A 25,189-nucleotide genomic window follows, 5' to 3' on the forward strand; every position below is an offset into this window, starting at 1 on the left:
GGCCATGATAATCTATTGATTATTTATTCTTCTGTTGATTCAGCTTCAGCTTCAACTTCTTCTTCATCACCAAGCAAAGCCTTAATGCTTAGACTGATTCTCTTTCTATCTGCATCAATTTCCATAATCTTAGCAGTAATCGAATTTCCGAGCGCTAACTCATCAGAAACATTCTCGACTCTTCTGTTGGCAATTTCAGAAATATGAACTAGTCCATCAAGACCAGCTTCTAGCTCAACGAATGCGCCATAGTCCTTAATCTGAACTACTTTACCTTCAATAATCTGACCAACCTCATACTTTGAACCAACTAGAGACCATGGTTCAGGCTGAGTCTGCTTGAGACCAAGAGAAATCTTCCCTTTCTCTTCGTTTAATGCGAGAATCTTAACGTTGATAATGTCTCCGATGTTGAGAACCTCCTTAGGGTGCTTAAGCTTGCCCCAAGAAATTTCAGAGATGTGAAGAAGACCGTCAACACCACCGATATCTACGAATGCACCGTAGTCAGTGAATCTCATAACTTTTCCCTCAACAACATCGCCAACATTTAGGTTCGCCCAAATCTCTGCAACCTGCTTACGCTTTTCGTCAACTAGTACAGCCTTTCTTGAGAAAACTGCTCTGTTACGCTTGTTGTCAACCTTGATAACCTCAACATCCACTGTCTGTCCTAGGAATTCATCGGCATTTTCAACATATCTATCAGATAGCTGAGAAAGAGGAATAAATCCTGAAATCTCCTTATAAGCTGCAATTACTCCGCTGTTAACAGATTTAACGAGCTTAACTGAAATAATCTCCTTATTAGCCTGTGCTGCGGCAAGTTCCTTGAAGTTCTCGTTCATCTCGAGTCTCTTCTTAGAAAGAAGAATTCCACCCTCACCATCATCTGACTTCATTACCTTGGCCTGGATTTCATCACCTTCCTTAAATAAGTCAGCTAGAGTCTGTCCTGGCTCTAGAGATACCTCATTCTTCAAAAGGATTCCATCCTTCTTGCATCCAATGTTAACGATTACCTCGTTATCCATTACCTGATGCACAGTTCCATCAACAATTTCTCCAGGTCTTGGTAGACGCAAAGAATTCTCAATGTCATCCATATAATCCAACATTGGATTATGATCCACATTAGCTGTGACATTTTCGCTCATACTAGCAATAACCTCCTTAATAATCCATTCGGGTGTTGAAGCACCCGCAGTTATCCCTATTTTATTATAATTGCCCAGTTCTTTCAACTCTAAATCCGAAATATCCTGTATAAATAATGCATTTTTACAGTATTTTTTTGCTATTTCATATAGTTTTTTTGAATTTGAACTATTCGGATCTCCAATAACAACCATAACGTCTACTTTTTTAGCTAGTTGCGCACAGCTTTCCTGTCTATCTCTAGTTGCATTACAGATAGTGTTTTTTATCTCATATTTGAGAGATGCCTTGTCAAAAACACCGAGAATAGAATCCAGCAGTTCTCGCTTTATAGTTGTCTGACACACTATTAATGGAATTTTGTCAGAATTAAAATTTCTAACGAATTGATATGCCTCTTCTTTATTCTCTAAAATTATTCCAGCATAATCACACCAGCCATTGGTAGCTTTAACTTCTTGATGATTTGCACTCCCGACAATTATGATTGGCCTACCTTCTCTATGGGCCGATAAAACCAATTTGTGAATCTTAGTTACAAATACGCAAGTTGTGTCTATTAATTCTATACCTTTTGCATCTGCCTTATCGTAAAACTCCTTTGGTTCACCATGAGAGCGTACAATTACAACGTCACCTTCTTTTGCTTCATCGAGAGAAGAAATCATTTTCACTCCCATGGATTCAACCCTTTCAGTGACAGCCCTATTATGAATTAGATTGCCGCACGTATATGTAGTACGGCAATCTTTTTTTGCTCTATCTATTCGTTCAAAGGTCTTATCAATGGCTTTCTCTACACCAAAGCAAAACCCAGAATGATCAGCTCTTATTATTTCCAATTATCCACCTTACCAGTTTTTAGAAGCACTTTTTCCCAGGGAATTTGGCACCAGCTCCAAGCTTATCTTCAATTCTTAAAAGCTGGTTATACTTTGCAACTCTATCTGTACGAGCAGGTGCTCCGGTTTTAATTTGTCTAGCATTGATGCCTACTACTAAATCTGCAATAGTAGTATCTTCTGTCTCACCAGATCTATGCGAAACTATTGCATTGTATCCGTTCTTTTTAGCAAGCTCAATTGCCTCTAGTGTCTCAGATATACTTCCAATCTGGTTAAGTTTAATTAGAATTGCATTTGCACAGCCAAGCTCAATACCCTTTGCTAATTTTTCTGGATTAGTAACAAATAAATCATCACCAACGATTTGAATCTTATCTCCAAGCTTTTCAGTCATAAGCTTCCATCCATCCCAATCATCTTCGTCCATTCCATCCTCGATAGAAGCAATTGGGTATTTGTCACAGAACTCTGCCCAGTTCTGAACTAGTTCAGAAGCGCTAAACTCTCTACCTGACTTAGGCATCTTGTAAAAGCCCGTCTTATCGGTTTTCCAGCCGCTTGCAGCAGCATCAATCGCAATTACAAAGTCATCTCCTGGAGTATATCCAGCATTCTTGATTGCTGCTAAGATATAGTCTAATACTTCAAATTCATCCTTTAGGTCTGGTGCGAATCCACCTTCATCACCAATTCCTACTGAATATCCTGCTTTTTTAAGATCTTTACCAAGCTGATGATAAACTTCAGCACACCATCTTAAGCATTCCTTAAAGGAAGGTGCACCTACAGGCATAATCATAAACTCCTGTACATCGACGGTATTTGATGCGTGCTCTCCTCCATTCAGAATATTCATCATTGGAACAGGAAGTGTGTTTCCGTTAATACCACCGAAAAATTTAAATAGTGGAATACCTAATGATTTAGCTGCAGCCTTAGAACAAGCAAGAGACACTGCAAGAATAGCATTTGCACCGAAGTTACTCTTTCCCTTAGTTCCATCTGCGTCAATCATTAGCTTCTCTATTGCATATATATCCTGAGCATCCTTGCCAAGAAGTAAAGTCTTAATCTCATTATTGACGTGATATACTGCTTTAGAAACACCCTTGCCACCGTAACGAGATTTATCACCATCTCTAAGTTCAAGAGCTTCATATATACCCGTTGATGCACCACTCGGTGTATCGCCAACTGCCACAGTCCCATCTTCTAACCATACCTCAGCTTCAACTGTAGGATTTCCTCTTGAGTCAAGAATTTCTCTGCCAATTACATTTGTGATTATAGATGACATACCATACCCTCCATTTTTAAATTGATTTTAATATAACGTTACAATAATTACAGATAATATATATCTGTAATTATTGTAGTTTGAACGCTGCCTTTGCAATTTCCATTAATGTTCCGACCTCTAGGCTTGCACCTCCTATAAGGCCACCATTGATATCAGGTTTTTTTAGAAGTTCATCGGCATTTGAAGGTTTCATACTGCCTCCGTACTGAATTATCATTCCTTCTGCAGTTTCCCTTCCGTACATTCCCTCTATCATTCCTCTGATAAATCCACACATCTCTTCTGCCTGATCTGGTGTTGCCGTCCTACCTGTTCCTATCGCCCAAATAGGTTCATATGCTATAACAATCTGTTCAACCTCCGCTGGGGTGAGTCCGTCTAGATCTTGAGTTATCTGTCCACTGACAAATAGCATTGCATTGCCAGCCTCTCTAATTTCTAGACTTTCCCCAACACATAAAATAGGCGTGATTCCGGCATTTAAGAGTGCTTTAAGCTTCCTATTCACCGTACTATCTGTCTCAGCAAAATATTCTCTTCTTTCAGAGTGACCCACGATGCAGAGGTCAATATCAAGCTCCTTGAGCATAGAAACTGAAATCTCTCCAGTATAGGCTCCACTCTTTTCAAAATGAACATTCTGTGCACCGACTTTTATACCTGTCCCATCGAGTTCTCTCTTGAGAGTCTCAAGCTGCGTAAACGGTGCAATTACTGCCAATTGCTCTGGATATACAATATTTTCGCCTTTTAATTGGTCGGCAAAGAGTTTTGCTTCAGCAATTGATTTATTCATCTTCCAATTACCAGCAATTAAAAATTTCTTCATCTAATCATCCTGCCCTTTAATATATTTTTCATTTAAGCATGCTATTCCAGGAAGTTCTTTTCCTTCTAGGAATTCTAGGCTTGCTCCTCCTCCTGTGGAAATATGCGTCATCTTGTCAGCTAACCCAAACGAAGTCACTGCTGCAGCTGAATCTCCACCCCCAATTATAGTAGTCGCATCAATTGATGCTAGGCATTCTGCAATCGCTCTTGTTCCAGAAGCAAACGTTGGCATTTCAAACACGCCCATAGGACCATTCCACACAACGGTCTTGCACTTTTCAAGTTCACTGCAGTATAGCTGCTCAGACTTTGGTCCGATATCCATTCCCATCATGTCGTCAGGGATTTCTGACACGCTATAAACACCGTGCTCTGATTCATTCGAGAACTCTTTTGCTGCTACAATGTCCACGGGTAATATGAGTTTAACCCCCTTTGTCGCTGCTTCAGCCTTAATCTTTCCGATAAGTTCGAAACCTTCTTCGTCGAAAATAGATTTTCCAATGCTATAGCCTTCAGCTTTTAGGAAAGTATAAACCATACCTCCACCAATAACTAAGTAGTCTATCTTATCTAATAGATTAATAATAACGGGAATCTTATCTTTTACCTTTGCACCACCCATTATTGCAGCCAGCGGTCTTTCCGGTTTTTCAATTGCAGCACCCAAAAACTTTAATTCCTTCTCAATCAGGAATCCCGACACTGCAGGAATATAATCGGCTATACCTGTTGTTGAAGCATGCGCTCTATGCGCCGTTCCAAATGCTTCCTGTACAAATACATCACCGAGAGATGCAAGCTCTCGTGCAAACGTAGGATCATTCTTCGTTTCTTCACTTCTGTATCTTACATTCTCAAGAAGCGCAACTTCGGAAGGAGCAAGATTTTTTACAGCTTCAGAAACTTTATCATCGACCACTACATCAGATTTTATGAAATTAACATGAGATCCAAGTTTTTCACTAAGCCTTTCCGCTACCGGATATAGCGAAAAATCATCATTAGGCTCACCTTTTGGTCTACCAAGATGCGATAAAATAACAACTTTAGCGCCATGATCACGTAAATAATTTATAGTTGGTAATGCAGCAACAATTCTAGTATCATCACTGATTTTACCATTTACAAGCGGAACATTGAAGTCGCACCTTACCACCGCTGTTTTATCAGACCAATCAATGTCCCTAATCGTCTTCTTCATATCGTGTACCTCACTTGTACAAAATAAATGATATGCCGCGCAGAATGCACGGCATCATATAGTTATAATTCTTATTTATTATCAACTTTTCCCATGTGCTGGATGAGTCTTAGAAGCTGTACGCTATATCCGTACTCATTATCATAGAACATAATAAACTTGAAGAACCTGTCATTTAATTCTATACCTTCTCTAGCATCAAATATGCACGTACAAGGATCTCCGATAAAATCACACGACACAACTTCATCATTAACGAATTCGATGATTCCTTTAAATTCATTCTCAGAAGCTTCCTTGACCTTAGCACAAATATCTTCGTAAGATGCTGGATTCTTGAGAATAAGATTTAAATCTATAACCGATACATTCGCTGTTGGTACACGGTAAGCTTTACCTGTTAGTCTTCCCTCTAATTCTGGAATTACAAGAGATACAGCCTTTGCTGCACCTGTCGTAGTAGGAATTATATTGTTAAATACAGATCTTCCAGTTCTCCAGTCCTTCATAGATCTTGCATCAACAACTTTCTGCTTTGCTGTTGCAGCATGAATGGTTGACATCAGACCCTGATCGATTCCCCAGTTATCATTGATAACCTTACAAAGAGGAGCCAAGCAGTTCGTTGTACAAGATGCATTAGAAACAACATTGAACTCACTATCATAATCCTCGTGGTTAACACCATAGACATACGTAGGTGTTGCCTTATCTTTTGCAGGAGCCGAAATAATTACCTTCTTAGCACCAGCATCGAGATGTGCCTGAGCTTTTTCAGTAGTGTTATAAGCACCTGTTCCTTCAACTATGTATTCCGCTCCACACTTATCCCAAGGAATATTTTTCGCATCATCTTCCATAAATACTGGAATTTTCTTGCCATTTACAACGATTCCATCTTCATACTTCTCAACAGTTCCAGGGAATCTGCCGAACGTCGAATCGTATTTAAGCATATAGACGATATAATCTAGATCGGAGTTACGCCAATTAATACCTGCAATTTCGATATCATCCATATCAAGAGCTGCTCTCATGACTACTCTTGAAATTCTTCCGAATCCGCTAATACCGACTTTAATCATTTTTTCCTCCTTAACATTCGAAAAAGATTGCCATTACATAAAACGACACTATAGAAGCCCAGGGAATCCGTTCTGACGGAGAGCTTCAAATAAAACAATGTTGACTGAATTAGCAAGGTTCAGAGACCTAAGCCTTGTATTCTCACTCATAGGTATTCTAATAGCTGTGTCATTATAATTTCCAATCAGCTCTTTAGGAAGACCTCTTGTCTCTCTCCCAAATAAGAACATATCACCATCTTCATATTCGAAATCAGTATAACAATTATCACCGTGAGTGGTAGCAAGGAACAATCTCGCACTTCCATGTTCAGAGAGGAACTTATCTAAACTATCGTGAACGATTAAATCAACGTATCTCCAGTAGTCAAGTCCAGCTCTGCGAACCGATTTCTCATCTATATTAAACCCAAGTGGTCGCACTAGATGAAGCGTAGTATTGGTTGCTGCGCAGGTTCTTGCAATGTTACCAGTATTTTGAGGTATTTCTGGCTCAACTAGGACTACATGTAGTGACAAATTCATCTCCTTAAAAACTAAAACTTTCAACAAAAATATAATATCAGTTAGGTGTTGTATTTTCAATAATGCAATTTTAAATTTATTTTTGCTTCTCTCTATTATATCTACATACATCCCTTATACAGCATTCATCACATTTGGGATTTCTGGCGGTACAGCATCTTCTTCCGTGAAAAATTAATACATGATGCATATGTGACCATCTATTCTTAGGAATTACTTCCATAAGTGCTTTTTCTGTTTTTAAAACATCACCCTCATCAACGAGCCCAATTCGATTAGAAACCCTAAACACATGGGTATCGACAGCTATATGAGGCTCTCCAAACCCGACAGACATGACTACATTGGCTGTCTTACGCCCTACTCCCGGAAGTTTTTGAAGTTCTGAAAAGTCGCGAGGAACTTCTCCCCCATATGATTCAGTTAACAGATTTCCAATTCCTATTAGGCTTTTTGCTTTATTTTTATATAATCCGAGAGTTTTAATCAATCCCTCCACGTCTTTGATATCTGCTGCTGCTAGTTGACGTGGATTCTCATAAGTACTAAAAAGTCTTGGTGTTATCTTGTTAACACTGGCGTCTGTCGTCTGTGCAGACAATACAACTGCAAGTAGCAAATGGAAGATTGAATCATAATGTAATGCGCAATCAGCATCAGGGTACTCTGCCTCCAGCTTATCCAATACTAATTTTACTTCATCATCAGTTTTAAAATATTTTTTTGTTTTACGTTTATTCATGATACTACCCTTTTTTCGTGTTTAAATATTGACTTTATACATGCTTTCAATATAATCGTATACGAAGAATACATTTATACAAATTGTATACCCCATACAGGGGTGTAATTACAATAAAAGGAGCTACATATGGTAATGAACCCCGAACTAGATAGCAATCAGCCTCTATCCAATAGTCTTTTCGTAAAGGTCCAAAAAGACATTCTCAGCGGAAAAATACCAGCTAATTCAAAGCTTACAGAGCAGGCAATTTGCAAGAAATACAACGTTAGTAGAACTCCTGTACGTGAGGCCTTTAGACAATTAGAATCCGACGGACTAATTGAAAATATACCTAATCGCGGTGCATACGTAATCGGTTTATCAAGCCGTGATATTTCAGACCTATTTGATCTTAGGAGAACGTTTGAAGTACAAGCAGTCGAATGGGCGATTGAGCGAATGAATGATGATGAAGTAAACACACTTAGAGAGAACATCGAATTTATGGAGTTCTATACTCTAAAAAATGATGTAGATAAGGTTTTATATTTTAATTCCGCATTCCACAATATCATCTATAAAGGTACTAAAAACAGAATGCTCTATCTTACTTTATCGACATATCAAACATACCTTAAGCACTCAGCACCTGCAAAGACATTCTCCGATGACTATCTGAGAACGATACTGCAGGAGCACAAGAATATTTTTGAAGCCTTCGAAACTAAAAATGTAGCCGCTGGTAAAACCGCTATGGACTACCATATGAAACAAAGCAAACTTCGAAGAATGTCTCATCTCTTCTAAATAACATATCAATGCGATAGCATTATTTTTAAATAATACTATCGCATTTTATATGAATTAGATTATTTGTTTAACTTGTGCTCTATCCACCCCAATATATCCTTTATAACTTGTTTCTTACAAATATCATGAAGAATATCATGATAACAATCCTTATATAGTTTGTACGAAACTTCATTATGACCTTTTGCGCTAAGCATATTCGCTATTCTCATGACCGAATTCCCGCAGTTTCCTCTTTGGTCTTCCGAACCAGCAAGTATATAGATAGGAATATCTGGTAGTCTAACTATACCGTCCTTTCCTCTCAATTGCTCAATTACACTTATCATCTCTCTATAGGCAGACGCAGTAAGCATAAATCCACAGTCTTCATCGTCCACATATTTCTTTAACTCTTCTTTATCGCTGCTTATCCAGAAAAATTCATTGTAAGGGGGTGAGCCTGCCGGCTTTCCCATCTGGTACATCGTATTATGAACACTCTCAGATACGGAGTTAAAGCCCTTCCTCTTAATGTGATTATTGGCATTTAATTTAATAAAGCTTAGAGCCGCAGGAATCTCAAGATTTTCCATAGAGATTATCATTGATATATTCCCATACTTAATCGTATATAGCTCACTAAGCATTGCTCCAAATCCAGCACCAATTATGATTCTAGGAACTGTGCCGCAAACTTCAGCTGAAACCTCGTTAAAAAGTGAATCTATATCGCCGAGCAATCCCTCGTAGGAATTTTTCTTCATCCCAAAGCAACCTTGGTGCCCTTGTTTGCTCATCCCGTGACCTATAAGATCATTACCACATACGTAAAATCCAGAGTCATTAAGCGCCACGGCTAGTTCATGGTAACGCATGCTATGTTCACTTATGTCGTGCACTATCTGAACTATAGCACGTGGGTTTACGCATGTGTATTTAAACGAAACAACCTGTCCTTCACCGTTTGCTGCACGTCTATATATATCCCTATATTCTGCCATGTGTCACCTCACAATATTATGCTTGTGTTAATTTATCACAATAAATTTAATATTAGAATTTAATAATTATGATGATAATTTACACCCTATAATAGAGTATAACACAAGAGATAGGTGCAAATAAAACACCTATCTCTATCTATCAGTTAGTATTAACTATTGTACGCATAAACTTAACGAACATCGAACTTAAGGCTATCATCAGATACTGTGATTTCTATAGTCTGACCATCAATTACTTCGTTTGAAATAATCATCTCCGCAATTTGATTCTCGATATTCTTCTGTACATACCTTTTTACAGGTCTTGCACCAAATTCTTCGTCATATGACTCTTTAGCTATAAAGCGCCTTGCATCTTCGGAAAGTTTAAGACCTATACCGCGTTCTTCAAGCCTCTTTATGAGCGACTCAATAATTAAATCAACGATCTTTTCTATTTGCTCAATTGTGAGTGACTTAAACACGACTATATCATCTATTCTATTGAGAAACTCTGGTCTAAAGAATGTCTTAAGCTGTGATTCAGGTAGATTAGACGTCATGATAATGATGGTGTTCTTAAAATCTACCGTACGTCCCTGGTTGTCTGTAAGTCTTCCATCATCCAGCAACTGAAGGAGTATATTAAATACATCTGGATGAGCTTTCTCAATTTCGTCAAACAATATGACACTATAAGGTTTTCTTCTTACAGCCTCAGTTAATTGTCCACCTTCATCATATCCAACATATCCTGGAGGAGATCCGACTAGTCTTGAGACCGTGTGCTTTTCCATGTACTCCGACATATCGATTCTAATTAAATTCTTTTCAGTGTCAAATAGTGTCTCTGTAAGCGCTTTTGCGAGCTCAGTCTTACCTACTCCAGTAGGTCCCAAGAATATAAATGACCCAACTGGACGATTCTCATTCTTAAGCCCTGCGCGAGCCCTTAAAATTGCCTCTGAAACGGCTTTTACACCCTCATCCTGACCGATTACCCTCTTATGAAGAATATCCTCCAGGTGGAGCAATTTTTCACGCTCAGATTCAGCTAGCTTACTTACCGGAATACCTGTCCACTCAGAGATTACTGCTTGAATTTCTTCTTCTCCAACCTCTTCGCGAAGCATTCGGCTTTCATTAGCTTGTTCTGTCTTATTCTTTAAATCTTCAATTTCTTTTTCAAGAGATGGTAGCTCCCCATACTTCAGCTTAGCTAGTTTCTCTAGATCATACTCACGCTCTGCACTCTCAATCTCATGGCGGAGCTCATCTAGCTTGAGCTTTTTATTCTTAAGCTCTTGAATCATATTTTTCTCATTTGACCATTTAGCCATGAGTTCGTCATTTTCAGTCTTAAGATTTGCTAGTTCCTCGCTAATCGCATCAAGCCTACTCTTGCTAGCCTTATCATCTTCTTTGGAAAGTGCCTGTTTTTCAATTTTAAGCTGCATGATTTTACGAGAGATTTGATCAAGATCTGAAGGCATACTATCAATTTCGGTTCTAATCCTAGCAGCTGCCTCGTCCATCAAATCTATAGCTTTGTCAGGCAAATATCTGTCGCTAATATATCTGTTAGATAATGTTGCACATGCGATTAAAGCATTATCAGTGATTCTAACACCATGATGAATCTCAAACTTTTCTTTAAGACCTCTTAAAATAGATATAGTATCCTCAACAGATGGTTCATCTACCATCACCTTTTGGAATCGTCTTTCAAGTGCTGCATCTGTCTCTATGTACTTTCTGTACTCATCAAGCGTCGTTGCCCCTATGCAGTGAAGTTCACCTCTAGCAAGCTTTGGCTTTAGAAGATTTCCTGCATCCATCGACCCTTCAGTCTTTCCAGCACCGACAATAGTATGAATCTCATCTATAAAGAGTATGATATTGCCGTCTGATTTATCAATTTCATTTAAAACCGCCTTAAGACGCTCTTCAAACTCACCTCTATACTTGGCACCGGCAATAAGCGAACCCATATCAAGAGAGAAAATGGTCTTTCCTTTAAGTCCATCTGGAACATCGCCATTTACAATACGCTGAGCAAGTCCCTCTACAACAGCAGTCTTTCCAACTCCAGGTTGTCCAATAAGTACCGGATTGTTTTTCGTCCTTCTCGACAGAATTTCGATTGCCCTTCTAATCTCGAGATCCCTGCCTATAACTGGGTCAAGCTTACCCTTTCTTGCAGCATCAACTAAATCTGTTCCATATTTATTTAGAGCATCATACGTGTCCTCTGGATTCTGACTTGTCACTCTTTGATTTCCTCTAACCATAGTCAGAGCCTTCATGAATTCGTCTTTATTAATACCATACTTGGTCATCAATCTGCTTACTTCCTGGTTGTTAGAATCAAGAATTGCAAGATATAGATGTTCTACACTTACGTATTCATCCTTGAAGTCACTTGCGATTTTTTCGGCTTTTGTAAGTACATTATTAAGCTCAGAACTCATATATAATTGTGCAGAACTACCGCTTACTTTAGGCAGCTTTTCAAGGTCTGACTTCAAATCATCTTTTAGCGACTTAACATCAACATTCATTGCCTCCAAAAGCTTCGGAATAAGCCCATCACTATCACTTATTATTGCAAAATGAACATGTGCGATTTCTAATTGCTGGTGTCCATACGAATTAGCTATACTTTGCGAATCGAGAATGGCACCTTGCATTTTCTGTGTATATTTTTCAATATTCATTGCCTTCCTCCTTAAATAATTACTTTTTTTAAGCATTACATTTTGCTTACATAAGTAATTTAGCACTCGTCTGTGACGAGTGCTAATAATTAACGTGATGATTGTGTGAAGATGTGGATTTAAGATTATTTTTTATCTTACGCAGCTTTATTCTTATATACCAATGATTAGGACAAGATAATACCGTTAAGTATAGCCGAATATATACCACTAGTTAATGGATGAAGTATCTTGCTTACAAGACCAAAGAGTAACATTAACAGTAAGATAATACCTCCATACTGGTACACAGCAGAGTACCAACTTGTTTTGCGTAGATTAAATAGTTCTGTAACTAATCCAAATCCATCAAGCGGAGGCACTGGAATCAGGTTAAATACCATCAGTGTTATATTGACCATTACTACATATAAAAATATTTTTGTTACGATTCCTTGAAATGAATCTTCTAGTATGGCCTCTCTGCCCCACATGTTAATAGAAAACCTAGTTATATAAGCAAAAACTATTGCGATAATAAAATTCATAGATACACCTGCGATAGAGACTATGAACTCATTTAGCCTAGGATGCTTATAATAGCGATTATCAATCTGAACAGGTATACCCCATCCAAATCCACAGAATATAAGTGCTGCAAACCCAAATGGGTCAATATGTTTTACAGGATTAACAGTCAATCTTCCCTGCATCCTTGGTGTCGGATCACCAAATGCATTAGATGCAAACGCATGTGCAAATTCATGAAAGGATAGTCCTACTATTATACCCGGCAAGGTTAGTAACATGTCAAAGAAGTATGTTTTGGGATCGCTAAGTCCTCCATCCAGGAAATTCGTAACCAATAGTAAAATTAATATAATTCCTGGTCCAGAGCGAAGTAAATTTTTCAAATTATCTCTCATATCATTATCCTATTTTATGCAAGTACTCCATCGATGCTGAATGTTTTACATTCAGTAATTCTAACATCTACAAGATGACCAGTAATATCCCTCCCTGAAGAGACATTTACGAGTTTAAATCCATCTGTCCTTCCAGAATATGATTTATCATCCTTTCGACTGGAGCCGTCAATAAGCACCTTGACAGTTTTGTCTGAAAGTTGTTCATTCTTCTCCAGCGAGTACTTATTTACAACTTCATTTAGTCGTTCAAATCTCTCGTGCTTAATATCGTATGTTATCTGGTCTGAAAACCCAGCTGCTGGTGTCCCTTCTCGTGGTGAATAGATAAAAGTAAAAGCAGAATCGTATTTCACGTATTCTACTAATGATAATGTATCCTCAAACTCCGCCTCTGTCTCACCTGGGAAACCTACAATTATGTCCGTAGTAATAGCGATATCTGGACATGCTAACTTAAGCTTATTTATGATGTCGATATACTTCTCTCTGTCGTATCGCCTATTCATGCGTTTCAGTACTGAGCTACTACCTGATTGTACGGGCAGATGTATATGTTTACATAGTTTTTCGCATGTTCTATAACAGCCTATAAGCTCGTCTGATAAATCTTTAGGATTAGAAGTCATAAACCTAATTCGCTCAAGTCCTTCTATGTCATTAATTGCTCTTACGAGTGTTGGGAAAGTATTCCCTTTGTCATCAATAAATGAATTAACATTTTGACCGAGAAGCATAACTTCAATTGCTCCATCGGCAACGAGCTTTTCTACCTCGCATACTACATCCTCAAGAGAGCGACTCTTCTCTCTACCGCGTGTATAAGGGACTATGCAGTAAGTACAGAAATTGTTGCATCCATATGTTATATTGACAAGAGCCTTGTGCTTATGAAGCCTCTTTGATTCCTTTTCGTCTGGTACGATAGAATTATTTGCGGTAATAGAAAACTGCTTTTTACCTGTTGATATTCTATCATTGAGAAGTCTAGGAAAATCACCAATAGTCTGTGTACCGAATACTACATCTACCCATGAAAAGCTCTTTTTTATCTCATCTTGAACGCGTGGCTGCTGCGGCATACATCCGCAGACACACACAATTCTCGTATCCTTATTCTCATCACGCCTTTTTTTAAACTGCCCCAGCATTCCGTAGAATCTCTTATCAGCATGTTCACGAACACTGCACGTATTAAGTACGACAACTTCTGCTTTAAAAGGGTCATCTGCTAGAACATATCCCATACTTTCGAGCATTCCCGCGATATTCTCGGAATCATGTTCATTCATTTGACATCCGAATGTTATAATGTGATATCTCTTCATCTATTATTTGTTCTCTTGCTTCCTATCTCTATTCATAAGCATCTCGACAGCATCTCGTGGATTTAGTTTGCCATCGATTACTGCTTTTATAGCATTCGTAATAGGCATGTCAACCTTGAGCTTTTTAGCCAATTTACTTGCAGCTTCTACTGTATAAATTCCTTCTACAGTGGTTTTAATTTCTGCAACTGCTTCTTCTGGTGTCATACCGCCACCAATTAAAAGACCACATCTTCTATTTCTTGATAAATCAGAAGAACATGTTACCATTAGATCTCCAATTCCCGAAAGGCCGGAGAAAGTCTCACTATCTGCGCCCATAGTTTCACCAAGTCTTGATATCTCGTGAATTCCTCTAGTCATGAGTGCAGCTTTGGAATTATCACCAAAATTCATGCCATCTGTGATCCCAGTGCCCAAAGCGATTACATTTTTAAGGGCCCCGCCAAGTTCAACCCCGATTATATCGTTAGTGGTATATACCCTAAAGGTTTTACTCATCATTATATTCTGAATCTCTTTAGCAGCCTTCTCATCTTCCGATGCTGCTACAACAGTGGTCGGGTAATTACGAACAATCTCCTCCGCATGCGAAGGCCCAGAAACAGCAACATATTTATTTTTAATATATTTCTTAGCAATTTGGGACATAGTCTTAAGAGACTTGTTCTCTATTCCTTTAGCTAAGTTAACTACAATTGCATTTTTATCTATATACTTTGCATTCTTCTCAAGAAAAGCACCGAATTGCTGAGACGGAATAGCAAATATAATTATATCTCGCTTACCGACAGCAGTTCTAATATTAGAAGTAAACCTAATCTTGTCATAAAGCAAAGCCCCTGGTAAATACTTTTCATTTACCCTGCTTTCACGCGTATTATTTATATCTTCTTTATTACGACCATATATCGTTACACGGTGTCCGTTATGTGCTATTACATTAGCAATAGCAGTACCAAAACTTCCATTTCCAATTACTGATACTACCCTCTTGTCTTCTTTTTTTAAGTGAGGAATATCAACATCCTTATAATAATCAATCGGTTTATCAGAAATATTAATTTTAGTATGCTCTATAGCGGTTGCTTCACTCACAAGTTCATTATCTGAACCAATGATCATCATATTATCTTTTTCATCGCTCGTCTGGTCATCTGCAACCCTATCGATTTTCACATTAGTTTGTTCATCAGCATCTTCATGTTTAAGGGTATTTTCAGAATCAGATGATTCATAATTCTTTTTGTTAATAGCAGATTTTCCAGATATATCAGAGATATTAGCAGTATCTGTTTTATTAATATTCTCTGATTCATCTAGCTGCTCTCTTAGTTTCTCTTTAATTTTTGAACCGATGCTTAATTCCTTCTCTTCACCTTTCATCAGCCTCTTAATATTCCCACGATGAGTGAATAAGATTATAAATGTCATTATGATTGCAATCGGTAACGCTTTTGGATAGTAATAAAGCATCAGAAACGGATATATCATCGCTGCAGTTATTGATCCAAGTGACATCTTTTTTGATGATGCTGCTACAACAACAGCTATTAATGCTGCTGCAAACATACTAGGCCAATTTAAAGCCATAGCTGCTCCTAGAAAAGTTGCAACTCCTTTGCCTCCCTTGAATTTAAATAAAGCTGGATAGATATGTCCGATAACCACTGCAGCAAATGCAAGCATTGCCCCAAGATTATTAAATCTGCCCTGTGCAATATAAACTGCTATAAATCCCTTAAACACATCTATCAGCAATGTGCATATTGCTGCTTTAGTCCCCAGAACCCTTAGTACATTAGTTGTTCCAGCATTTCCACTTCCAGCTTTTTTGATGTCTATTCCGTAGAATCGGCCTATTAATGTTGCTGGGGATATATTACCGATAAGATATGCCAAAGTTACCATGATTACAAGCGGTAAATATTTCATTACTGATCTCCCTTTTTCTCATTAAATAAGAATTTGATAGGTGTTCCTTCAAAATCATACGCTTCACGGAGCTTGTTCTCGAGGTATCTCGAATAAGAGAAGTGCATCAGCTCTCGTGAATTTATATTGAATGAAAATAGCGGTGGTCTTGAACCTATCTGACTAGCATAATAAATCTTGAGACGTTTACCTTTATCTGAAGGTGGCTGTCTCATCATTACAGCGTCTTCAATAATGCTGTTTAGCTTTCCTGTCGTTATTCTCCTAGACCTGATTTCCTCAATCTTGGAAGCCTTGTCTATAATATCAAATATTCTTTTTTTCTCTAGTACAGATGTAAATATTATAGGTGCATAGGATACGAACTGCAGATCTGCTCTGAGTGTTCGTTCGTAGTCTCGCATAGTATTTGTCTCTTTTGCAACAAGATCCCACTTGTTAACCACTATCATCAGACCCTTACCGGCTTCATGAGCAATGCCAAGAATTTTCTTGTCCTGTTCAGTAAGCCCTTCCATAGCATCTATCATCATGATGCATATATCACATCTTTCAACAGCTGTAACGGCTCTGATAACACTGAAGTGTTCAATGGAGTCATTTACTTTACTCTTGCGTCTGAGCCCGGCAGTGTCAACAAGCGTATATTCTCTATCTTTGTATGTAAATGGCGTATCTATAGAGTCACGAGTAGTCCCGGCAATAGGTGAGACGATTACACGCTTCTCGTTAGTGAGTGCATTTACGAGAGAAGATTTTCCAACGTTTGGCTTTCCAATGATAGCAATTTTAGTCGATTCTTCATACCCATATATTTCATCTGGAAAGCCTGCAACTATTGCATCTAGCAAGTCTCCGATGTTGAGCATATTGACAGAGCTAATCGCAATAGGCTCCCCTAATCCGAGTTCATAGAAATCATAAATATTATCACCATACTTAGTTGGATTATCGACCTTATTGACTACCAGAATTATTTCCTTGCCTGTTCGCCTTAAGATATCAGCAACGTCATGGTCTGCCGAAGTCAAACCTTCCTTACCGTCAACCATAAATACAATAACATCGGCAAGTTCCATCGCAGTCACAGCCTGCTCTCTCATCTGAGAGAGGATTACATCGCTCGTATTGGCCTCTATACCACCTGTATCGACAATAGCGAACTCCCTGCCGTTCCATTCAGTCTCTGCGTATATTCTGTCGCGTGTAACTCCCGGGGTATCCTGAACGATGGCTTTTCTTTCTCCAATTATTCTATTAAAGAATGTAGATTTTCCTACGTTAGGTCTACCTACAACTGCGAGTATAGGTTTACTCATCGAAAATACCTCCTGCAAATTCCTTTGGGTCAAATTCCTTTAGGTCGTGAATTCCCTCACCTACTCCTATGAACTTGATTGGAAGATCGTACTCATCAGTTACAGTAATAGAAATTCCTCCTCTGGCAGTTCCATCAAGCTTTGTAAGAACTATGCCCGTGATATCAGCAATCTCTGAAAATTCTTTAGCTTGGCTGATTGCGTTCTTACCAGTGGTCGAATCAAGCACTATCAGCGTCTCCCTCGAGGCCTCTGGATACTCACGGCTGATGATTTTATCCATCTTCTCGAGTTCCTTCATAAGGTTGGTCTTATTCTGGAGCCTGCCTGCGGTATCGCATATTAGGACATCTATATTATTTGCCCTTGCAGACTGTACAGCATCATATATTACTGCGGCTGGGTCAGTCCCTTCTTCATGTCTAATAACTCGAACTCCTGCTCGGTTTCCCCACTCTACAAGCTGATCTGCGGCCGCTGCACGAAATGTGTCCGCAGCTGCAAGCAGAACACTGTGACCGCGTTCTTTAAACATATTTGCCAGCTTACCAATAGATGTAGTCTTACCCCCACCATTAATACCTATCATCAGAATAACGAGTGGATAATCACTTGAAAGTTTATTTCTATCACCTTTATCAACGATTTCGGCTATAACATCTGCAAGTGCTCGCTTGATATCTTCCGGCTTGGTAAGATACTTTGCGTTAATACGCTTCCTTAGCATATCCATTATTTTATCTGTCGTTTCAATGCCGATATCGGATATTACAAGTGACTCCTCGAGTTCCTCATAAAATTCCTCATCGATATTCGGGTTACCGACGATTACATTGGTAACCTTTTCCGTAAATTTTCGAAATGTGCTTTTATCTTTAAAAAGTCCCATCTTTATCCTTTCCAGCTAAAGCTGTACAAGTTATCTATTCGTTCGAATACTCGCTTGGATCAAATCCGTCTTCAAACTTAAGTGAAAGCACTCTGGAGATCCCCTGCTCTGGCATTGTTACCCCGTAGAGCACATCTGCATGCTCCATAGTTGCTTTGTGGTGAGTTATGAGTGCAAACTGAACGTCTTCAAAGCGTTTAAGATAACTTGAGAATCTCTCGATATTCGCCTCATCAAGCGCTGCCTCTACCTCATCGAGAATACAGAAAGGCGTTGGTTTAGCCTTAATTACGGCAAACATCAGCGCAATCGCTGTCAGAGTCTTCTCTCCACCTGACATCAAATTAATGTTCTTGAGCTTCTTTCCCGGTGGCTGCGCGATAATCTCAATTCCCGATGAAAGAGGATCGCTTTCATCTTCAAGTCTAAGTTCAGCGTGACCACCTCCGAATAATTCTCTAAAGCTGTGCTCAAAGTTAATTACTACCTTGTCGAAATTCTCTTTGAATTTATCTCTTATATTGCGCTCCATATTGGTAATAATAGACCTGAGCTCTTTCATCGCTGTAGATATATCATTTTCCTGTGATGTCATAAACTCATATCTCTTGCTTACCGACTTATACTCCTCAATAGAGGATATATTTACATCGCCTAGTTCTGCCATACGAAGCTTGATCTCCTTGGCTTCTTTATTACCAGCAGTGATACCAAAATCATCGTCTCTGATATCCTGTGCCTCTGCGAATGAAACTTCGAATTCATCCCATAGCTTATCCTTCTGCGTATCGAGCAGTGTTTCGCTCTTGGCGCTCTTAACCTCAAGCTTGTACTTTGCATCTTGCAGCTCGTTTAGCTCATGCGCAAGCTTTTTTTGCTCTCTGATAGCCTCTTCGTAAGCTGCCTTATTATCGTCGATAGATTCGCCGAGTCCCTTGATTCGCTCTTCGAGGTTTTGCTTAAATTCAGTAAGCTGTAAAATTTTCTCACTTGATTCGGCATCGCTACTGGTAAGCATATGATGCTTTTCCTTAAGCTCTTCATATGCTTCTGCAGCCTCCTCCAGCTCATTTTCAAGGTCTGTAATGGTGTCTCTAACTCGTTCGATCAATTCGTTTAGACCGAGAATTCTCGCATCTTGCTCACTTAACTGAAGTTTATTTTCTAGTGTTATCTCACGAAGCTTATTAACGCGATCGTCGTACTTCTCAGCCCCTCCCATGAGCTCATCAATATGATTATTGAGTCTAGTGATTTCTGATTCAGCATCTGCTATTTCAGCTCTATGCTTCGTAACCATATCAGTGGCTCTCTCTATATCTCCATTAAGAGTATCGAGTTCACTTGCATAAAGGTCTTTGTGTGCACCGGCATCATCTGTCAGCTTTTTAATTCTCTCGAGTTCACTTGCGATTACACCTTTGTCAACTTCTATCTGCTTGAGCTCATCATATGCCTTTCCTCTAGATTCTTTGAGCTCTGCAATTTTAACATTAGCAGCTGTAATTTCTTCTCGAAGTGCAGTTATCTGTTCTCTATAATTTAGAGCAGCCTCACTCAATTCCTTTATTTCATTTTTGCGTTCAAGTATATTTGCAGACTTATTTTTAAATTTTCCACCTGTAATTGCACCACTAGAGTTGATAACTTCACCGTCTGTAGTAACAATCCTGTAGCCCTTGCTAGTCATCTTAGATATTCTAACTGCATCATCCATATTGCTAGTAAATATAACGCGTCCTAGCAAATACTCGAGAATACTGTGGTATTTATCTTCCGCTTTAACAATCTCAGATGCAACTCCAAGATATCCAGGAGCATTCTCAATCTCGCGCTCTGGATACTGTTTGTTATATCGAATAGATGAGAGCGGTAGGAATGTTGCTCTCCCAGCCTTATTATCCTTTAACCATCTCACTGCAGATTTTGCCGAAGCATCATCGTCACATATGATGTTTTGCATTGCCGCCCCAAGAGCAGTTTCGGTTGCAACCTCATACCCAGTTGGAACTTTGATTAAATCTGAAACTGTACCGATAATACCCCCAGTATGCTGCTTCATCAGCAATCTAACAGCATTGTTATATCCCTCATAGTTGCTCTCCATCTCTTCGATGGTATTTTTACGAGCAAGAGTTCTATTGTATTTATTGCTGAGGTCTTCTATCTGTTTTGCATTATTGCTAGTCTGATCTTCTAGCGATCTAATGTTTGCAATAATCTCATTAAGCTGACTTGCTGCAACATTCTGCTTATTCTCTACTTCTCTATACTGTTCTTCTAGCTGTTTAAGCTGGCGAGCATTCTCTGCATCAGTCTCGTCTTTGCCACTATACTCTTCGCTCAGTTTTTCTTTTCTGTCATTGAGCGTTGTTACATAATTCTCTAGAGTTGATATATCTGCCTTTCTAGTAATATTCTTGTTGCTAAGACTGATAATATCATCTTTACTATTTTCAATCTCTGAATTAATAGCTTCCAGCTTTTTCTTACTCTCATTGAAGTCAGCTTCAGCTTTCTGAAGAGCAGCTAGAGCCTGCTCCTTCTCCGCTCTATATGATTTTTCATTTGCTTCTAGTTCTGCAAAATTATTATTTTCTGCCTCAAGTTTATTCTTCGTCTCTTCGATGACAGATTCGAGTCTTGTTAGTTCACGTTCAATGCCTTGAATCTTTTCTTCATTGACCTGTCCGCGGCTCGTAATAGTATTGAGCTCTTCAATCTTATCTATAAGCTCAGCATTTGCTTCCTCGTATGCCTGATCAAGAAGCGATGACTTATCTCTTATTTCCTCAATCTTAAGTTCAATGTCTCCAGATCTCTCATCAATAGCTCTAAGCTTTTCTTCCATCTCGATAAGCTCATTGCGAGAATTTTCAACAGTGCGGATTAAACCATCGATATTGTGAATGATGATATTAACACCTACGTATTTGTATCTGTCACGGAGGACGATATATTCACTTGCCTTTTCAGACTCATCCTTTAGCGTTCCTATGCGGCCATCAATTTCTGCAATAATATCCTTAACACGCTCGAGATTATCAGATGCGGCAGCGAGTTTCCGCTCAGCCTCTGCTTTTCTGCTCTTATACAGAACTACCCCTGCAGCTTCCTCAAATATCTCTCTGCGATTCTCAGGTTTAGTGCTGACAATTTCCTGAATCTTACCTTGTCCAATAATCGAATATCCGTCAACACCTATTCCAGTGTCCATAAACAGCTCTTTAATATCTCTCAGCCTACACTGGTTGCCATTTATAAGATATTCACTCTCACCAGATCTATACATGCGACGAGTAACCTGCACTTCGTTATACTCAAGAGGCAAGATGCCCAGTGAATTGTCTATAACAAGAGAAACTTCGGCCATCCCCTTAGGCTTTCTGGTCGCAGTTCCGGCAAATATAACATCATCCATCTTACCGCCGCGAAGTGATTTCGGGCTCTGCTCACCAAGCACCCAACGTAGTGCATCACTGATATTGCTCTTACCACTTCCGTTAGGTCCTACAATGCATGTTATTCCATCATTTAAGTCTATGGTCACGGGATCTGCAAACGATTTAAATCCCTGAAGCTCTATTCGTTTAAAATACAAGCTATATATCTCCCTTCGTAAGCGCATTTGATGCTGCCGCCTGCTCTGATTCCTTTTTACTTTTTCCTATACCACGCCCAAGTTCTTCACCATTAGCCAAAACGGCTGTTACGAATTCTTTTCTGTGGTCAGGACCCTCCTCACGCACTAGCTTATATTCTATGAAAACTCCTTTTATGTGATCTTGTAACTTTTCCTGTAGCTTAGTTTTATAATCTTTATGCAGCTCTCCTTTGATCGCTAGTCTAATCTTATCCGAGAATAAATCTAGAACTATTCTCTCAGCTCTCTCATATCCGCCGTCGATTATCATAGCACCAATCAAAGCCTCTACAGCATCGCCGACAATTGAAGGCTTGTGTCTTCCACCGCCATTTTCCTCTCCTTTACCTAGTCTGAGATAATCTCCTAGATTTAGAGATTTAGCTACATCAGCAAGAGATTTTTCACAAACTACATCGGCCCTCGTCTTTGACAGAACGCCTTCATTGGCCTCCTGCATGATAACGAAGACTTTTTTTCCGACAATAGCATCGAGGAAAGCATCGCCAAGGAACTCGAGTCTCTCGTTGTTAAACTCATAGCTTTTGCCATGTTCGGATGCGTAAGAACTATGTGTGAGAGCTATCTCAAGTAGCTTTCTATTATTAAATTTATATCCTAGTTTCTTCTCTAAGCTGTCCATAAACCTAACATCCATAAATTAGAAGCATTAACATCTTATCTATCAAAAGCTATATATTAAACCTCTGTTTTAACTGCCTCACCGCTGCTGATCTCATCGCTTTCAGAAATTGCCTTCTCAATCTGACCTGTTACATCTGACTCTACATAATCTCTAGCTTTGAGGATAGCGTTATATACAGCATAGGCTTTTGAGCTACCATGAATTTTGAGAACAGGGCCTTTTAGACCTAAGATAGGAGCTCCGCCCTCTTCGGAATAATCGAAATCCTTCTTCATGCCCTTTAGCTGCTTTGCTAGTAGTAACGCTGCTATCTTGGAGATAGTTCCTCCCATCAGGACTTCCTTGAGTCTACCCATAATTGATAAAGCAAGACCTTCTGAACTCTTAAGGAATATATTTCCTGAAAATCCATCAGCTACTACAACATCGCACACACCAGATACTACTTCTCGACCTTCTATGTTACCCTGGAAATTAATCGAGCTATTAGCTAACTGTTCGTATGCTTCCTTATGGAGTTCATCGCCCTTCTCGGACTCAGCACCGACATTGAGAAGTCTAACATCAGGGCTTTCCTTTCCTTTGACGTTCTGTACGAAAATGCTTCCCATCACACCGAATTGATACAGAAACTCAGGCCTGCAATCTACGTTAGCACCACAGTCCAATAGGAGGGTGGTATCGTCTTTTCCTATCTGTGGAAAAAACGCTGCAATGGCAGGTCTCTTTATTCCCTTGATTCGTCCAAGTCCAAGGAGTCCAGCTGCTAGAAGTGCGCCTGTACTTCCTCCAGATATGAAGACATCTGCTTCACCTTCCTTGACCATCTTCATTCCACGATTAATGGTCGAATCCTTTTTCTTGCGAACCGCCATTGCTGGGGATTCGTTATTTGTAATAACCTCTGTCGCATTCACAATATCTATGTTACTTCCATCCCATTTCTGAAGATTGAGTTCCGCTTTTATTAAATCTTCAGCGCCAATGATTATAACTGTATCGTCAATCTCTCTTGCCGCCTGAATCGCACCCTTTACTATTTCCTGAGGAGCGTGATCACCGCCCATACCATCAATTAGTATTCTCATAGTCCCTCCATGATTCGTAAACTACGCAGGCTAGTCTTCGCATATTTCATAGCCTATTACGAAAGCTTATATCAGTATTATGTAATACACTTTTAAAACAAGCTTTAAATTAGCACATTATTATACCATAAAACGCTAAAACATGCGATATTTAAAGCCATCTAAGAATTTTCACAACTAAAAAGAGCTGCTCTATAATAGAGCAGCTCTTTTTAGTTGCTATTGTCATTATCTTAATCTTAACTGTCCACAAGCAGCATCAATATCTGTACCAAGAGTTCGTCTGACGGATACTGCCACTCCTTGCTCTTCTAATAGTGAAGCAAAATTTCTAACGTTAGTCTTATGTGATGTCTTGTATCCGGTCCCCGAAACTTCGTTCAGAGGAATTAAATTCACGTGTGTAAGCCAGCCTTTCAAATGACTCGCAAGTTCACGGGCATGCTCCGGCTCATCGTTTACACCGTCAATCAGTGCATATTCGAACGTAATTCGTCTCTTTGTAGACTCAGTGTAATTCCTACATGCTTTCATGAGCTCTGAATACTCGAAGCTCCTCGCTACAGGCATCGTACGGCAGCGAATCTCATCATTAGGAGCGTGAAGAGAAACAGCAAGATTCACTTGCGGAAAATCTTCACCGAATTGTTTAATAAATGGTATCAGACCACATGTAGACACAGTAATGTTTCTCATGCCGAGATTATATCCTTGCTTGCTGTTAATAAGCCTTATGAACTTTGATATGTTGTCATAGTTATCAAAAGGTTCGCCAATTCCCATAATCACAACATGTCCAATATCCTCTCCGGTGATATTGCGCATTTTAAGAACCTGCGCTAACATCTCACCGCCAGTAAGGGATCTTTCAAGACCATTACGCGTCGAAGCACAGAACGTACATCCCATACGGCATCCAACCTGAGAGCTAATGCATATAGAATTTCCATAATTATACTTCATGAAGACGGATTCGACGCGCGCTCCGTCACGGAATTCAAATAAACACTTTCTCGTCCCATCCTGCTTTGACTCCTGAACTAAAATTGCCTCGGGGAGTCCAATGTAATATCTCTCATATAAAGCTGTCCTAAGCTTTTCTGGGATGTTAGTCATTTCATCGAAAGACTCTACTCCCTTGGACAGCCAGCCAAATATCTGCTTTGCTCTAAATCGCTTATCTCCGCATGAAGAAACGACCCCGGCTAATTCGTCGGGATCGTAATCTACGATATTGAGCTTAGAAGTTTTGTTGTAATTCTCTTCACTCAT

The 25,189-nt window shown here is 39.2% G+C and carries 19 protein-coding genes; 1 reads left to right on the plus strand and 18 read right to left on the minus strand.

The features are described 5' to 3' along the window. Positions 1 to 23: 23 nt before the first annotated feature. From Q7O90_RS07100 to nth, 7 genes are all read right to left on the minus strand, one after another. The gene (locus Q7O90_RS07100; RefSeq protein ID WP_304128924.1) at positions 24 to 2,000 is read right to left on the minus strand and encodes a bifunctional 4-hydroxy-3-methylbut-2-enyl diphosphate reductase/30S ribosomal protein S1; all 1,977 of its coding nucleotides are present in this window, start codon (positions 1,998 to 2,000) and stop codon (positions 24 to 26) included. 19 nt (positions 2,001 to 2,019) lie between these two features. Then, positions 2,020 to 3,300: a phosphopyruvate hydratase gene (gene eno / locus Q7O90_RS07105; RefSeq protein ID WP_304128926.1), complete on the minus strand. Its 1,281-nt coding sequence runs from the start codon at positions 3,298 to 3,300 to the stop codon at positions 2,020 to 2,022. A 70-nt stretch (positions 3,301 to 3,370) separates the two neighbouring features. Continuing rightward, positions 3,371 to 4,132 (minus strand): triose-phosphate isomerase, encoded by a 762-nt coding sequence (gene tpiA / locus Q7O90_RS07110; RefSeq protein ID WP_304128928.1) that lies wholly within the window; start codon positions 4,130 to 4,132, stop codon positions 3,371 to 3,373. Further along, the gene (locus Q7O90_RS07115; protein ID WP_304128930.1) at positions 4,133 to 5,338 is read right to left on the minus strand and encodes a phosphoglycerate kinase; all 1,206 of its coding nucleotides are present in this window, start codon (positions 5,336 to 5,338) and stop codon (positions 4,133 to 4,135) included. 71 nt (positions 5,339 to 5,409) lie between these two features. Beyond that, entirely contained in the window at positions 5,410 to 6,423 is a 1,014-nt protein-coding gene (gap, locus tag Q7O90_RS07120; protein WP_304128931.1) for a type I glyceraldehyde-3-phosphate dehydrogenase, read from the minus strand. A 48-nt stretch (positions 6,424 to 6,471) separates the two neighbouring features. Continuing rightward, positions 6,472 to 6,942 carry a tRNA (uridine(34)/cytosine(34)/5-carboxymethylaminomethyluridine(34)-2'-O)-methyltransferase TrmL gene (gene trmL, locus Q7O90_RS07125; protein WP_304128933.1) on the minus strand — a complete coding sequence of 157 codons (471 nt, stop codon included), beginning with the start codon at positions 6,940 to 6,942 and terminating at the stop codon, positions 6,472 to 6,474. Between the two features lie 82 nt (positions 6,943 to 7,024). Further along, positions 7,025 to 7,690: an endonuclease III gene (gene nth, locus Q7O90_RS07130; RefSeq protein WP_304128934.1), complete on the minus strand. Its 666-nt coding sequence runs from the start codon at positions 7,688 to 7,690 to the stop codon at positions 7,025 to 7,027. A 135-nt stretch (positions 7,691 to 7,825) separates the two neighbouring features. Between nth and Q7O90_RS07135 the strand changes: the two genes are divergently transcribed. Further along, entirely contained in the window at positions 7,826 to 8,479 is a 654-nt protein-coding gene (locus Q7O90_RS07135) for a GntR family transcriptional regulator (RefSeq protein WP_304128936.1), read from the plus strand. 62 nt (positions 8,480 to 8,541) lie between these two features. Here Q7O90_RS07135 and Q7O90_RS07140 read toward each other — a convergent pair whose 3' ends face one another. The 11 genes from Q7O90_RS07140 to rlmN all read right to left on the minus strand — a co-directional run bounded on the left by Q7O90_RS07140 (position 8,542) and on the right by rlmN (position 25,189). Then, positions 8,542 to 9,465 carry a serine aminopeptidase domain-containing protein gene (locus Q7O90_RS07140; RefSeq protein ID WP_273450682.1) on the minus strand — a complete coding sequence of 308 codons (924 nt, stop codon included), beginning with the start codon at positions 9,463 to 9,465 and terminating at the stop codon, positions 8,542 to 8,544. Between the two features lie 173 nt (positions 9,466 to 9,638). Next, positions 9,639 to 12,164: an ATP-dependent chaperone ClpB gene (clpB, locus tag Q7O90_RS07145; protein WP_304128940.1), complete on the minus strand. Its 2,526-nt coding sequence runs from the start codon at positions 12,162 to 12,164 to the stop codon at positions 9,639 to 9,641. A gap of 167 nt (positions 12,165 to 12,331) precedes the next feature. Then, a complete protein-coding gene (locus tag Q7O90_RS07150; RefSeq protein WP_304128942.1) occupies positions 12,332 to 13,069 on the minus strand; it encodes a site-2 protease family protein in 738 nt (245 codons plus the stop codon). A 14-nt stretch (positions 13,070 to 13,083) separates the two neighbouring features. Then, the gene (gene miaB, locus Q7O90_RS07155; RefSeq protein ID WP_304128943.1) at positions 13,084 to 14,397 is read right to left on the minus strand and encodes a tRNA (N6-isopentenyl adenosine(37)-C2)-methylthiotransferase MiaB; all 1,314 of its coding nucleotides are present in this window, start codon (positions 14,395 to 14,397) and stop codon (positions 13,084 to 13,086) included. A gap of 3 nt (positions 14,398 to 14,400) precedes the next feature. Continuing rightward, positions 14,401 to 16,332 carry a glycerol-3-phosphate 1-O-acyltransferase PlsY gene (gene plsY / locus Q7O90_RS07160; RefSeq protein ID WP_304128945.1) on the minus strand — a complete coding sequence of 644 codons (1,932 nt, stop codon included), beginning with the start codon at positions 16,330 to 16,332 and terminating at the stop codon, positions 14,401 to 14,403. Next, positions 16,332 to 17,651 (minus strand): ribosome biogenesis GTPase Der, encoded by a 1,320-nt coding sequence (gene der, locus Q7O90_RS07165; protein ID WP_304128946.1) that lies wholly within the window; start codon positions 17,649 to 17,651, stop codon positions 16,332 to 16,334. Before der ends, plsY begins: the two co-directional genes overlap by 1 nt. Further along, entirely contained in the window at positions 17,644 to 18,540 is an 897-nt protein-coding gene (ftsY, locus tag Q7O90_RS07170) for a signal recognition particle-docking protein FtsY (protein WP_273450688.1), read from the minus strand. The genes der and ftsY overlap by 8 nt, the downstream gene beginning before the upstream one ends. Before the next feature lie 34 nt (positions 18,541 to 18,574). Further along, the gene (gene smc / locus Q7O90_RS07175; protein ID WP_304128949.1) at positions 18,575 to 22,141 is read right to left on the minus strand and encodes a chromosome segregation protein SMC; all 3,567 of its coding nucleotides are present in this window, start codon (positions 22,139 to 22,141) and stop codon (positions 18,575 to 18,577) included. A 1-nt stretch (position 22,142) separates the two neighbouring features. Continuing rightward, the gene (gene rnc, locus Q7O90_RS07180) at positions 22,143 to 22,826 is read right to left on the minus strand and encodes a ribonuclease III (protein WP_304128951.1); all 684 of its coding nucleotides are present in this window, start codon (positions 22,824 to 22,826) and stop codon (positions 22,143 to 22,145) included. Between the two features lie 56 nt (positions 22,827 to 22,882). Further along, complete coding sequence (plsX, locus tag Q7O90_RS07185) at positions 22,883 to 23,917, minus strand: phosphate acyltransferase PlsX (protein WP_304128953.1); 1,035 nt, start codon at positions 23,915 to 23,917, stop codon at positions 22,883 to 22,885. A 228-nt stretch (positions 23,918 to 24,145) separates the two neighbouring features. Continuing rightward, complete coding sequence (gene rlmN / locus Q7O90_RS07190) at positions 24,146 to 25,189, minus strand: 23S rRNA (adenine(2503)-C(2))-methyltransferase RlmN (RefSeq protein WP_304128956.1); 1,044 nt, start codon at positions 25,187 to 25,189, stop codon at positions 24,146 to 24,148.

Source organism: Mogibacterium diversum (assembly GCF_938028775.1).
GTDB lineage: Bacteria > Bacillota > Clostridia > Peptostreptococcales > Anaerovoracaceae > Mogibacterium > Mogibacterium diversum_A.

What these genes read in the sequence shown, in the direction of transcription:
- eno (WP_304128926.1), bottom strand. Translation starts at nt 3,300, where the DNA reads ATGTCATCTATAATCACAAATGTAATTGGCAGAGAAATTCTTGACTCA.
- tpiA (WP_304128928.1), bottom strand. Translation starts at nt 4,132, where the DNA reads ATGAAGAAATTTTTAATTGCTGGTAATTGGAAGATGAATAAATCAATT.
- Q7O90_RS07115 (WP_304128930.1), bottom strand. Translation starts at nt 5,338, where the DNA reads ATGAAGAAGACGATTAGGGACATTGATTGGTCTGATAAAACAGCGGTG.
- gap (WP_304128931.1), bottom strand. Translation starts at nt 6,423, where the DNA reads ATGATTAAAGTCGGTATTAGCGGATTCGGAAGAATTTCAAGAGTAGTC.
- nth (WP_304128934.1), bottom strand. Translation starts at nt 7,690, where the DNA reads ATGAATAAACGTAAAACAAAAAAATATTTTAAAACTGATGATGAAGTA.
- Q7O90_RS07135 (WP_304128936.1), top strand. Translation starts at nt 7,826, where the DNA reads ATGAACCCCGAACTAGATAGCAATCAGCCTCTATCCAATAGTCTTTTC.
- Q7O90_RS07140 (WP_273450682.1), bottom strand. Translation starts at nt 9,465, where the DNA reads ATGGCAGAATATAGGGATATATATAGACGTGCAGCAAACGGTGAAGGA.
- clpB (WP_304128940.1), bottom strand. Translation starts at nt 12,164, where the DNA reads ATGAATATTGAAAAATATACACAGAAAATGCAAGGTGCCATTCTCGAT.
- Q7O90_RS07150 (WP_304128942.1), bottom strand. Translation starts at nt 13,069, where the DNA reads ATGAGAGATAATTTGAAAAATTTACTTCGCTCTGGACCAGGAATTATA.
- miaB (WP_304128943.1), bottom strand. Translation starts at nt 14,397, where the DNA reads ATGAAGAGATATCACATTATAACATTCGGATGTCAAATGAATGAACAT.
- plsY (WP_304128945.1), bottom strand. Translation starts at nt 16,332, where the DNA reads ATGAAATATTTACCGCTTGTAATCATGGTAACTTTGGCATATCTTATC.
- der (WP_304128946.1), bottom strand. Translation starts at nt 17,651, where the DNA reads ATGAGTAAACCTATACTCGCAGTTGTAGGTAGACCTAACGTAGGAAAA.
- ftsY (WP_273450688.1), bottom strand. Translation starts at nt 18,540, where the DNA reads ATGGGACTTTTTAAAGATAAAAGCACATTTCGAAAATTTACGGAAAAG.
- rnc (WP_304128951.1), bottom strand. Translation starts at nt 22,826, where the DNA reads ATGGACAGCTTAGAGAAGAAACTAGGATATAAATTTAATAATAGAAAG.
- plsX (WP_304128953.1), bottom strand. Translation starts at nt 23,917, where the DNA reads ATGAGAATACTAATTGATGGTATGGGCGGTGATCACGCTCCTCAGGAA.
- rlmN (WP_304128956.1), bottom strand. Translation starts at nt 25,189, where the DNA reads ATGAGTGAAGAGAATTACAACAAAACTTCTAAGCTCAATATCGTAGAT.